The sequence below is a fragment of the Hymenobacter sp. UYP22 genome, assembly GCF_040547285.1.
Classification (GTDB): Bacteria; Bacteroidota; Bacteroidia; order Cytophagales; family Hymenobacteraceae; genus Hymenobacter.
The window spans coordinates 167,270-179,373 of sequence record NZ_JBEPPK010000007.1; the positions used below are offsets into that span (position 1 = coordinate 167,270).

General features: G+C 60.7%; 9 protein-coding genes. 3 read left to right on the top strand and 6 right to left on the bottom strand.

Going from position 1 to position 12,104, the window contains the following annotated elements; translation table 11 throughout:
* Positions 1-21 precede the first annotated feature (21 nt).
* The 4 genes from ABIB60_RS13665 to ABIB60_RS13680 form a co-directional block, all read right to left on the bottom strand.
* The gene (locus tag ABIB60_RS13665) at positions 22-1,515 is read right to left on the bottom strand and encodes a TonB family protein (protein WP_354580616.1); all 1,494 of its coding nucleotides are present in this window, start codon (positions 1,513-1,515) and stop codon (positions 22-24) included.
* A 154-nt stretch (positions 1,516-1,669) separates the two neighbouring features.
* Positions 1,670-4,165 carry a penicillin acylase family protein gene (locus ABIB60_RS13670; protein ID WP_354580618.1) on the bottom strand — a complete coding sequence of 832 codons (2,496 nt, stop codon included), beginning with the start codon at positions 4,163-4,165 and terminating at the stop codon, positions 1,670-1,672.
* A 126-nt stretch (positions 4,166-4,291) separates the two neighbouring features.
* Positions 4,292-4,915, bottom strand: coding sequence for a hypothetical protein (locus tag ABIB60_RS13675; RefSeq protein ID WP_354580619.1), 624 nt, complete (start codon positions 4,913-4,915; stop codon positions 4,292-4,294).
* Positions 4,916-5,115: 200 nt separating this feature from the next.
* Positions 5,116-5,934, bottom strand: a complete 819-nt coding sequence (locus tag ABIB60_RS13680; protein WP_354580620.1) for a septal ring lytic transglycosylase RlpA family protein — start codon at positions 5,932-5,934, stop codon at positions 5,116-5,118.
* A 381-nt stretch (positions 5,935-6,315) separates the two neighbouring features.
* Between ABIB60_RS13680 and ABIB60_RS13685 the strand changes: the two genes are divergently transcribed.
* A complete protein-coding gene (locus ABIB60_RS13685) occupies positions 6,316-7,230 on the top strand; it encodes a DUF72 domain-containing protein (protein WP_354580622.1) in 915 nt (304 codons plus the stop codon).
* A gap of 96 nt (positions 7,231-7,326) precedes the next feature.
* On the opposite strand, the gene ABIB60_RS13690 is transcribed toward ABIB60_RS13685, so the two are convergent.
* The gene (locus tag ABIB60_RS13690) at positions 7,327-8,013 is read right to left on the bottom strand and encodes a hypothetical protein (RefSeq protein WP_354580623.1); all 687 of its coding nucleotides are present in this window, start codon (positions 8,011-8,013) and stop codon (positions 7,327-7,329) included.
* A 156-nt stretch (positions 8,014-8,169) separates the two neighbouring features.
* Here ABIB60_RS13690 and ABIB60_RS13695 point away from each other — a divergent pair, with 156 nt between their 5' ends.
* Positions 8,170-10,269: a matrixin family metalloprotease gene (locus tag ABIB60_RS13695; RefSeq protein ID WP_354580625.1), complete on the top strand. Its 2,100-nt coding sequence runs from the start codon at positions 8,170-8,172 to the stop codon at positions 10,267-10,269.
* Between the two features lie 70 nt (positions 10,270-10,339).
* Here ABIB60_RS13695 and ABIB60_RS13700 read toward each other — a convergent pair whose 3' ends face one another.
* Positions 10,340-11,287 carry a 3-oxoacyl-ACP synthase III family protein gene (locus tag ABIB60_RS13700; RefSeq protein WP_354580627.1) on the bottom strand — a complete coding sequence of 316 codons (948 nt, stop codon included), beginning with the start codon at positions 11,285-11,287 and terminating at the stop codon, positions 10,340-10,342.
* A 156-nt stretch (positions 11,288-11,443) separates the two neighbouring features.
* On the opposite strand from ABIB60_RS13700, the gene ABIB60_RS13705 reads away from it, so the two are divergent.
* On the top strand, positions 11,444-12,013 hold the full coding sequence (locus ABIB60_RS13705) for a hypothetical protein (protein ID WP_354580628.1): 570 nt from the start codon (positions 11,444-11,446) through the stop codon (positions 12,011-12,013).
* Positions 12,014-12,104 lie beyond the last annotated feature (91 nt).

Consider the following 12,104-nt stretch of genomic DNA (forward strand, 5'->3'; position numbering starts at 1 on the left):
GGAAGGGGGAGAGGGGAAGGCCTAGTTCTCGGAGCCGGCTTTGCGGGGCAGCTCGGGGGCGGGCATGGGAATGAGTACGTTCTGGCGCACGGCAATGGGTTGGCCGGAGGCGTCGCGGGCCGGGGTCCAGGTGGGCATGGCGCGCACTAGGCGCAGGGCTTCCTCGTCGCAGCTGCGGCAGAGGGGGCGCACCACCTCGGCCGCCCCAATTTTGCCGTCGGCCTGCACCACGAAGCGTACCTCCACCGCCCCGCGCAGCTGTTCCTGAGCCAGTACTTTGGGCTCTTTGAGCTTCTCCGTGAAATACTGCCGCAGGGCCACGCCGCCCCCGTTGAAGCTGGCCTGCGTTACCGCCTCCCGGGGCTCGAACACGTGCGTGGGGCTGAACATCTGTAAGGTATGCGTGAGCTGGACCCGCACGGTTTGTCCGTTCTGCTGGCCCGGCTCCAGACGGGGCAGCTTGGCTACGGCAGCCAGGGCGGCAGCATCACAGGCCGTGCATAGCCCTCGTATTATTTTGGCTTCTTCAGCATTGCCTTCCCGGCTCACCACGAAGCTCAGGTACACCCGGCCTTCCTTGTCACCTTTCACTACATCGGCGGGCAGTACCACGGCCGCCTGCAAGGCCGAGGCAATGCTCACTTCCCTGGTGCCCGCCACGGCCGGCATTTGCTCTACGTAGGTGTATACTTTATCCTCAGGCTTAGGTAGGGTAGGTAGGGGCGGAATGGCTACGCCCGGGGCACCCGGGGTAGTTTCAAGGTTGAAGGTGACCGGCAAGGTGTGCTGCACGGCCACGGTACGGCCATTCTGTTTACCCGGCTCAAAGGGCGGCAGGGCTTTAATAACGCGCACCACTTCCTCGTCGCAGTCAGCCCCGAGTCCTTTCGCAATTTCCACGTTATCCACTTGGCCCGTAGGCTGTACTACAAACCGGACAAACACCCGGCCCTCTACTTTATTGGCCAGGGCTGCCGCCGGGTAGCGCAAACTCGCCTGCACATATTTCATTAAGTACTCCTGCCCGCCCGGAAATACCGGCATCTGCTCCACGTAGGTATATACCTTATTCTCCAGTACCTCTTCCACCACCCGCCTCTCGTTCTGCAAACCCGACAAGTCGGGCACTGCCTGAACCGGGGGCTCAAACAGAATGGAAATCGGATACTGCACGGGTACGGGCTTATCCTGGTAACGGGCGGGACGCCAGCGGGGCATGGCCTGTACTAGGCGCAGGGCCTCGGCGTTGCTGGCCGCGCTGAGGCCCTGGGCAATGAAGGCGTCGGTGAGGCGACCATCCGGCTGCACGATGAAGTAGACCGTTACCGTGCCCCGCTCCTTGCCTGCCTTCACGGCGGCCGGCTGGCGCAGCTGGCTTCGCAGGTACTGCCGTAGCGCGTATTCGCCCTCCGCGTACTCGGGCCGCGTCTGCACTTCATATAGGCTATAAATGCGCGGCGTGGGTGGCAGTTTGGTAACAGTAGCCAGCTTTTTGGTGGTTTTTTGAGCTTGCACTGTTGGTACGGCTGCTCCCGTGAGGCAAGCTGCCAGTACTATTCGATGCCACACAGAGCGGCTACACGGTAAAGACATTTCTGAAGTCAGATAGAAGCGGAGACAGGATAGGGTCAGCTCAGTAAGATAAGCACGGAACCGGCACCAAACGGCATTATTGTTCCAGCCGCCAGGCCGCTTGCAGGCGGGGGTGGTTTTCGTCGGCAGCGCGCAGGAATACCAGCTCATCCAACTTGCCCACGCGCCAGCTTTCCAGCATATCATCATAATACGCCGAGGCCGGGTTGCCGCTTTGCCCCCCAGGGAAGATGCCGTAGGCCTTTACCTGCGGCCCTAACGCCACCACCATCCGCCAGGAGGGGCCGTTGCGCGGGGTAGTGGCATTTACAGTGCCCCGGCTGCCGGCGCACACGATATCCTGGTGCCCAAAGCCCGCCAGCTGGGCCAAATGGTTGATGTCGGTGCTTTTCTGGTTGGCCCAACCCCACTTCGGCCCCAGCGGCCCGAACTTGCGCGTGAGCGAGTCCACGGCAAAGTGCAGGGAGGCCATCAGTAGGTTGTGCACATTTTCCTTCTGCGGTGTGCGTCGGTCGTCAATCCAAGGGCTGCCATCCTGGAAGCAAGTAGCCGGATTGCCCGATTGGGTAAGTAACAACCGATTCGTTCGGTCTTGCGAGGGGGGGCGCATTTCCAACCCGGTAGCTGCTTTGCCGAAATCATCATCCCAGAGACGCTTGACCAGTTCCTGATACCACAGCTCGAAGATGGTAGCGGCCACGGCATCGGTGGTGTAGCGGTAGTCCCACTTCTCCAACTCCCGCACTGCCGCATATTCCGGTGAGTTTGGAACTGGCGGCACATAGCAATTATCGGTCATCTTGCTACCCTCCATTGTAGCCAGCATCCACGGCAGCATGGTTTGGGCGTTGATGCCGAGGTTGTCGTTCTGGAGCAGGCGTAGGGTATCGGCAGTGGCGCGGTGCATCTTGGCCAGCTGCTGGTTGATGCGGTGGCCCCGGTCCCAGGGCACGTAGTCCCAGCCGATGTAGTAGGGATAGTCGGGCCCGGCGGAGTGCTGATTGGCCGACGATACGAAGCCCCGGGCCGGGTTCTGCACCCGCGGCGTCTGCGTCATTGGAATCCAGCCCTGCCAGTCGGCGCGGGCATCGGTGCCGTCGAGGATGAACTTACCCTGTTCGGGCCACTTCAGTGGGTAACAGCCGTTGGGCCGGATGGCAATGTCGTTCTGGTTGCTGGCGAAGATGAAGTTCTGAGCCGGGGAGCCGTAGGTGCGCAGGGCTTGGTCGTAGTCGTGGTAGTTGCGGGCGTGGTTGAGCTTCACGAAGGCCAGTACCTCGTCGGCGCCCTCGTGGGCCGTCCAGCGCATGGCGTGTTGGGTGGGCGTTTGGGCGTTGAAGGGCTTCTCGTCGTGGTCATACACCACGGGGCCGTGGTGGGTGTAGAGCACCGTGTCGAGGCGGTCGGGGAGGCCGCGTACCACAATGCGTTCCACCACCCGGCGCACGGGTTTCCAGCGGCCGTCGTGCCAATACTCACGCTTCGAGTTGTCCCGGAATTTGAGTTGGTACCAGTCCAGCACGTCGCCGCCCACGTTGGTTACGCCCCAGGCCACGTCCTCGTTGAAGCCGATGATGACGGCCGGCGCACCCGGAATGGTCACGCCGTACACGTTCTGGCCGGGCGCGTGCAACTGTATCTGGTACCAGATGCTGGGCAGGTTCAGCTGCAGATGCGGGTCGTTGGCCAGCAGCGGCAGGCCCGAGGCTGAGCGGCTGCCCGCCACGGCAAAATTGTTGGACCCCAGCTCGGCATCCGGCTCCCGCTGCGGCACCTTATCCGATAAGGCCGCCGTGAACGAAGGCGGCGTGGCCGGCACCGGCAGCGGCTTGAAATCCAGGGGCGTGCCCACGGGCACAATCGGGTCTTCGCGGAAGGGGTAATCCGGGAATAGGTCCTGCACTACCTTCGACCCGTACTTGCTTAGGATGTTGCTCAGGCGAAGGTCGTCGGAGCGGCCGCTCAGGTCCCAGGCCATCAGCTTCAGCAGCAGCGCGCACTTGAGCGGCTGCCAGGGCTCGGGGGTATAATCGAGCAGCTTATACTCAAAGGGATATTCCCGAGGCGAAAGGCTGCTGATGTAGGCATTCACCCCCGCCGAGTACGATTCCAGCACCAAGCGCGTCGTGTCGTTTTTCAGCATGGACCGCAAGGAGTTTTCGGCCCCGTAAGGCAACCCCATGCGCCGCTGAAACCGGTCGTACTCCAGAGCCCGCGGACCTACCACTTCCGAAATGCGGCCGGCCGCCACCCGGGTCATAAACTCCATCTGCCAAAGTCGGTCCCGGGCCGTGAGGTAGCCCTGGGCGTAGTATAGGTCGTGGTTGTTCTGAGCGAAGATGTGGGGCACCCGCCGGTCATCGAACCGCACGCGCACCGGCTGATGCAGGCCCGAAAGGTGCAAGGTTTGCTGTTCCGGAAAGCTAGCCGGCGTTTCACCGTTCTGCCAGAAGCCTCGGTACGGACTCAGCAGGCGCGCCACGGGCGGCACGTCGCCCTGCTTGGTGTTCAGAACCCAGGTGAGGGTAAGCGTAACGAGGAGCACCAGAGTGCCCGGAAGAAATCGAAGCATATACAGGAAGCACAAAAGCCAGGTCAACATCCGACAAAAAAAGGCGGCACGCAACTACCCCGTGCGTTGCGTGCCGCTCAGATGCTGACTGCGGTAGATTGTGCTAGCGAATGGAGATGATGCTGCTTACTTGGTGCTGGGTAAAAGCAGGGCAAACCCGGCCTGAACGTCAAGGTTGCCATTGGTGCGGTCGGGGCCCAGTGTGCTACGCTTGTAACCGGCAGTCAGCTCCAATGCCGCGCTCGGAGTGATAAAATAATTATAACCCAGTCCGGCGCCATACTCCTGATAATCTATCGTTCTTTCACGCTTAGTCTCATAGCGACCCGAATAAGTGTTCTGTTGCCGGTTCCGTAGCCACCCCAGGCTACCTGAAATCTGCCCAAAGAGCCGGTGAGAACCAGCGCCCGGCAGGTAGTACCGCACGAAGGGAGATACGCCAAACGTAACGTCACTGACCGAAACCTTCTCGTCGGAGCCGATTGTTCCAGAGAAAATATACTCGTATCGGTAGTGAGAGTAGCCAAGCGGCACCTCTGCCCCTACCAGAAAGTTGGTAGCTACAAAGCGTCCGGCCGCTGGCAGTAGCGTACCACTAATACTGCGAAAATTGTCTTCCGCCCGCTGCGTGTAGCTGATATTGCCCGCGTTGATGCGCAGGTAGGTAGTTCCCTGTAAGGTTTGCGCTTGAGCTTGAGCAGCGGCAGCTGTTAATAGTCCCAGTGCTAGTGTAGTCGGTATTATTTTCATGATTGAACTGAGAGAAGGTGTGGCTCATCAACGGTTCCCGTGAATAGCCTAGTGTACAGTCGTGCTGAACTATATAAAACCTCCGCTATTTTCTCGTGTATACCTTCTTTCAACCAGCTATTTATCAAGCAGTACATGAAAATAAAAAAGCAGCTGATCCAGAAGGATTAGCTGCTTTTTTTCAAAAATAGAATAACTACTTACAGATTCTCGCCCTGCCTCACCAGTCCGGCCACGCCCACGCGGGCCAGCCGGAGCCGGACTTCATCGGCCTCGGCCTGGGTGGCGAAACGGCCCACTACCACGCGGTTCAGGGCCCGGCCCTCGGCGGTAGTGGTGGCCACGGTGGTTACCAGCAGCTTGGGTTCCACGCTCTGAATCTTGTCCATCACGGCGCGGGCGTTGCGCGGGTCGCCGAAGGTGCCGGCCTGAATCACGAAGGTGGCGGCGGGCTCGGGGGTAAGGGCTACATCGGCGGCTTCCGTTTCGCCAGCCACAATGTTGGTGTGAATATCAGCGGTAATAGTGGAGTCAGCTGCCAGCAGGGCCAGGTTCTCCGGCGCCTCGGTGGGGCCGAGGGGCGTGGTCGGGTCCACTACCTGCGCTACCACTGCTACGGCTCCGTGCGTAACAATGCCCAGCGGCCGGGCGGCAATTTCCGCCAGGTCCAGAATACGCTGGTGGCGAAATGGGCCCCGATCAGTAACGCGTACCACCACCGATTTGCCGGTTTCGGGGTTGGAAACCCGCAATTTGGTACCGAAAGGCAGGGTTTTGTGGGCGCAGGTGTACTTATTCCGGTCAAACCGCTCCCCATTGCTGGTGCGGTGTCCTTGGTGCTCACGACCGTACCAAGAGGCGCGGCCCCGCATGGTTGCTGTCTTTTTGACGGCCGCAGCCGGGGCTTTTTCATCCTCACTTGCCCGCCGCGCGCTTGCTGAGGCCGAGAAGGCCGTCAGCAGTACCAGCAACAGGCTCATCATCAAGCCCGAGAGATGCAGTCGTACAGTCAACTTCATAAAGTCCCTTGGTTGGTGAATGCGACAAATCTAGACGCCCCCCAGAAATCGGACCCGCCGTTCCAACCGTATTAGGCTGGCACTAACTTTATAAATTGACCTTTTCGAAGAAATTTTGCATTTAAATTATTGAATAGAAAGTGCGTAAAAAGCGTATTGTGTTTCGTTAAGATGGATTTTGCACTCTTTTTATACCAGTGCTAATCGTTTGAGAAAATGCGACTATCCGCCGCTTAAAAAATTTTGTCATTTGGGGAGGATGCCAGGGCAAAGGCAGGTTGCAAATGTCGCGGAAATGTGCTAAGCACTATGTGTTCGATACCGGCCACCCTTTGGAGCGAGTTGGTAGCCAGGAGCCGGGGTTTTGCCGTACCTTCGGGTATGGATTTTGGCCGCCTTTCCGACCTGCGCTACGTTAACTTTCGCCTGCCCCCCGACCACCCCGATACGGCCGGGGTGCTGGCCCGGGCCCTGCCTACCCAACCGGCACCCCCGGCCGTGTATGTGGGCTGCCCCATCTGGACCAATAAGGCTTGGCTGGGCAGCTATTTCCCCATGGGTATCCGGGACGCCGATTATCTGCACCACTACGCCCGGCAGTTCAACAGTATCGAGCTGAATACCACCCATTACCGGATTCCGGATGCCCCCACCGTGCGCAAATGGCGCGATGCGGTGCCGGCTACGTTCCGCTTCTGCCCCAAACTGCCCCAAATCATCAGCCACGACCGGGCCCTCTACAATGCCGACGACCTGACCCAAAGCTTTTGCCGGGCCATTGAGGGATTGGGGCCTACGCTGGGGCACGCGTTTTTGCAGCTGCCGCCCACTTTTGGCCCCGAGCATCTGCCTCGGTTGGAGCGCTACCTGCTGGATTTTCCGGCCTACGTGCCGCTGGCCGTGGAGCTGCGCCACCCCGCCTGGTTTGCTGACAAAGGCCTGCTGGATTCGGTAGCAGCCATGCTGGAAGCCTTGGGAAAGCCCTTGGTGCTGAGTGATGTGGCCGGCCGCCGCGACGTGCTGCATCTGCGCCTGACTACGCCCGTGGCGTTTTTACGCATCAACGGCCACGCCCTCATTGATTCCGATTTTAAGCGGGCCGACGATTGGGCTGCCCGCTTGGCCGGCTGGCTGGAGGCCGGGCTGCACACGGCGTATGTATTTATCCACCAAAAGGATATTATGCATTCCCCCATCTGGGCTGAGCATTTCCTGCGCCGCCTCCACGAGCTAACGGGCATGGCCGTGCAGCCGCCCCGGGTTATTCCGCAGGCGGTACAAGGCAGCTTGTTTTGAGTGGTGAAATAGTGAGCTGGTGAGTTTGATGTTCTAGCGGCTAAGGCTGAGCAAGTGGAGCATATAGAACGTCACACTCACCAGTTCACCAACTCACTATTTCACCACTTTTCCCAGGCTGAACTTGATGCCTAGCTCCGTGGCAATGCCGAGCTGTGGAGCCTGCCTCCTGGGGCCGGTGTAATCGTAATAGGTGTAGCCCGCATCCCGGCCCAGGCCCGCGCCCACGTAGGCATCAAACCAGCCGTATTTGCCCAGGCGGCGCTGCATGCCCCATTGCACCGTGAGGGTGGAGTAGTTGTAGGGCGTGCGGAAGCTGGCGGTGGTGAATGCGGAGCTGGACTGCAACGACAGATAATTGCCCACAAACGGGCTGGTTTGCCGGCCTTTCTGCCGGCGCTTTTCCTGATTGTAATAGTATTTCACGCCCACGTCAAAGCCATAGTCGCCGATGGGGGAGGGGCGGGAGCCATCGAGGAGCCGGTTGCCACGCCCTATTTTGACGCCGGCAAAACCGTTGCCGTACACGCTTATAGTCGGGGTGAGGTGATGCTCGGCTCCTACCACTACCGGCACCGACAGCCCCCAGTAGCTGGTGCTGAGGCCCCGGGTGAGGCCCGTACCTACCTTAATAAGGGTACCCGAGCCGTTGCTGGGCTCAGTTGTTTTTCGGCTGATTCCGAGGGTGGGTGCGGTGGTAGTTGAGTCGGTGGTTTGGGCCGCGGCGGCCGTAGTCAGCAAACAGAACAGCGCCATTGGCAGCGCCCGGGAAAGGATACGCATAGAAATAGGGAAAAGGTAAAATGTAGCAGGAGGAGGCCGCCTCGCCCGCTATGGTTGCCTGGAGCGGAATAAATGCGGAGAAGCGGCGTCTGGGGCCAGCAATAATTCGTAATTCCTGTACTTTACCTCTGGCCCTGGGCCTTACTCCTGCATAATATGATGCGTACAATTTTTACGCTTACTCTGGCGCTGGCAGCCTGCTGGTTCTGGCCCCTCTCCCTCATGGCTCAGGCCTTGGTAGCTTCAGAAACGCATTGCCTGCTGGTGCCTTTGGATCCGGCCGCGCGCACTGCCCGGGCCAGCCGTATTGTGGAGGCCGAGGTGCTGGATGCGGTTGGCTTTCGGGGGGAGAACGGGCGGATATTTACTCGGCACCAGCTGCGGGTATTCAAGCAGCTAAAAGGGCTAGCGCAACCCACGCTTACTCTTATAACGGAGGGGGGCACCGTGGGCCTGGAGCGGCAGCAGCTTACCAATACCCTGAGCCTGGTGCCCGGTGAGCAGGGCGTGTTTTATCTGGAGCCGGCTGCTTTTGCTGGTCTTGCTGCGGGCAGTGGGTGGCAGGCCTACGGCAGTGAGCAGGGCTTTATCCGCTACGATGTCCGGGCTGGTACGGCCGCCGAGCCCTTCCGCCGCTACTCGCTCACGGATGCCACCTTTTACCGTGCCGTAGCCGGAGCCACGCCGCAATTGGTGCAGACCAACCCAAGCCTGGATGCCGCCTTGCAGCAGCTGCGTCAGCCGGCTGCGGCTGCTAAAGGGGCCGCGCCGGTTATAGCCACCCTGTCGCCGACCAGTCTCACGGCCGGTACCAGCGCGGTGCTCACTATTTCCGGCTCCGGTTTCGGGGGTACGCGGGGCACGGGCAGTGTAGAGTTCCGCAATGCTGATGATGGGGGCGCAACTTATACCAAGGTTAATGATGATGACTACCTGAGCTGGACGGATACCCGCATTCAGGTGCGGGTGCCCTCATCAAGCGCCAGCCGCAACCCGGCCGGCACTGGGCCCGTGCGCGTTACTACCAGCGGGCAGTTGGCCACGGTAAGCCTCGGCTCGGTTACTATTGTGTACGCGGCCACCAACGTGCTGGATACCAATACCGGCCAGCGCGCTGTGCCGGGGCACCGCAATTTCGACGGGGCCGGGGGCATGACCTTCCGCTTCGACCCCGACTTTGCCGGCAACACGGCCGCTGCTGCCTCCTGGCAACGGGCTCTGGCTACCTGGCGCTGCCAAACCGGCGTTAACTGGACCTTGGGTACTACCCGCACCAGCTCCGGGGTGGCCGACGACGGCGAGAATTCGGTGGGCTTTGATGGTAGCGGGCAGTTGCCCAGCGGCGTACTGGGCCGCACCACCAGCTACTACCGGGGGTGCTACCGTGCCAACGGCAGCGTGGTGTTTTACGTGCAGGAAGTAGATACCCAATTTGATGATGCCGCTAACTGGCAGTTCGGGCCGGCCAACCCTTCCGTAACGCAACTGGATTTTGAATCGGTAGCGGTGCACGAGCTGGGGCACGCCCAGCAACTCTCCCACCTGATTCTGCCTACGGCCGTAATGCACTTTGCCATTGCCCGGGGCCAGCGCAGCCGCGTACTGGCCGCCAGCAGCGACATTGCCGGGGGGCGCTACATCTTGCGTACCCGCAGCTTTCAGCCCGATATCTGTGGCCCCTCGCCCATGCTGCCGGCCCCGCTTACCAGCCAGGCCGCTGTGTTGGCAAGTGGCTCCGGGGTTACGGTGCAGTGGACCACGCGGGAGGAGTGCTACCTGAGCGGATTTGTAGTAGAGCGGGCCTCTGCGGACACCACGGCCGGCTGGCAGACCGTGGCCACGGTAGCCGCCGGGGCCGGGGGCGGGCAGTACCGTTTCGTGGATGCCCAGCCCCGGCCGGGGCTGAGCTATTACCGCCTGCGGGTGCGCCGCCCCGATGGCTCCCTGGATGCGGCTCGGCCCATAGGCGTAACCGACGAAGCGGCGGCCGCCACTTCCCTGCTGATTTACCCCAACCCCGTAGATGGTAGCGGCCCAATAAACCTACAGTATGTGGGCGGGGCGGCGGCCGGAGCGGTAGTGGTGCGCTTTTACGATGCGGTGGGCCGTTACCTGGGCGGTACCCGCTTCGAGTACCTGCCGGGGGTGAACATAACGACCATCAACCCGCCCCCACTACGTGCGGGCTACTACCTTATCCGCTGGACCGATACCAACGGCCGCGACGGTACCACGCCATTCGTAGTGACGGAATAGTGAATGCCTAAAAGCAAACGCCCCGCTACCTAGCGGGGCGTTGGCGGTTACAGCGCTACGAGCAGGGGGGCTAGCGCTCCAGCAGCATAGCCCCGTAGGAATAGCCACCCCCAAATACTGTTACCACGATGTGGTTGCCGGGCTGCAGCTGACCCCAGATGTCGGCGAGAGCAATGGCGGCACCGGCGCAGCCAGTATTGCCCAGCTCTTCAATGTTGGATACACCCCGTTCCTCGGGCAGACCCAGCTGCTGTAGCACATTTTTGGTGATGCGCAGGTTGGCTTGGTGCGGAATCAGGAAAGTCACGTCGTCGATGCCCAGGTTGTTCTGGTCCAGAATCTGCTGGGTTACGCGCGTCATGTATGTGCAGGCGTGGATGAATACGTCCTTACCGAATGGCATGACAATGCCCCGCTCCACCGGCTTCAGCGTTACCGATTGGTCGGCCTTGCCCACGTTGCCGGCTCCGCCCGTCCGGATGGACTGCACCCGCAGATCCTGGTCCGAAATACGCTCCTTGGAAAGCAGCAGCACCGCCGCCCCATCGCCCCACAAATGGCCCGCTACGGTATCAAGGTCGTTGTTGTAGGCGGTGTTGTGCTCACTTACCACTACCAACGCCCGGCTGGCTTTGCCCAGGGCAAAATAGCCTTCCACAATTTCCACCGCATTCAGTAGGGAGGAGCAGGCTGAGGAAATGCTGACCACCGGAATATCGGACACGTTCAGCTCCCGCTGCACGGCGTGGGCCACGGTATAAATAGTGTCGTGGGGAGTGTAGGTGCCGCCCACAATCAGCTCAATGGAAGAGGCCGAAAAGGTAGGCGCCTCCGCCAACGCCCGGCGCGTGGCCTCTATGGCCATCGTGTTGGTGTTTTCACCGGGGCTGGCTTTCCGACGGGCCCGGATACCCGTGCGCTCCGTAATCCACTCGTGGGAAAGGCCGTTGAGGCGGGTAAAATGTTCGTTGGTGATAATGTCGGTGGGCAGGTACGCCGCCACGTGGTGAATATACACGGTATGTACTGGAGGTGGTGCAGAGCAAAAAGAGGCGGCAAGGTACGGCCTTTGCAGAAAGTCGGGGGCTATTCCGGCAGGGGCCCGTACTTTGCGCGGCCGCAATTCGTTGAACGCGGTACCCAGGGCCGGGTTCAGGGCCGCACTAACAAGATTATGACGTTTCACAATTGGCTTCGGGCAGGTGCACTGCTGCTAGTAGTATCCGGTGCAGATGCACTGCTGGCTCCGGCCGCGCAGGCCCAGAAATACCACACGGCGGCCGGGCTGCGGCTGGGTAAAAACAACTACGGCCTCACGGTGCAGCAAAAAATATTTGAGAAGACCACGCTGGAAGGCCTGGCCCTGGTGGGCTCCCGGGAAGTAAGCGCCACGGTGCTGGCCGAGCGGCATTTCGGCATTCTGGGACCCAGCCTGAACTACTACTTTGGGGCGGGCGGGCATCTGGGCCGCAATAAGGATACTGGCGGCTTTGGGGGCTTCGATGCGCTGGCAGGAGTAGAGTATAAAGTTGCCTTCGTGCCGCTGGTGCTGAGCCTGGATTTCAAGCCCACCGTGGAGATTAACTCCGATGACTGGGCCCGGTTCCCGACGGCCCTTTCCCTGCGCTACGTGCTCATCAAGGACAAGTCGAGCGTGTTCGACGGGCTGTTCGGCGACAAGAAAAAAAACAAGAAAAAGTCGAAGGCCAGGGACGGCAGCCGTAAGGGGCTGTTTGATTTCTAGCCGCTACCTCGGCTGTTGCCTGGGCGCTGCCCCCGCTTTGTTGCGCCCTCAGGGGCCGATGAAGCGGGGGCAGTATGCGTATGCACGGCTC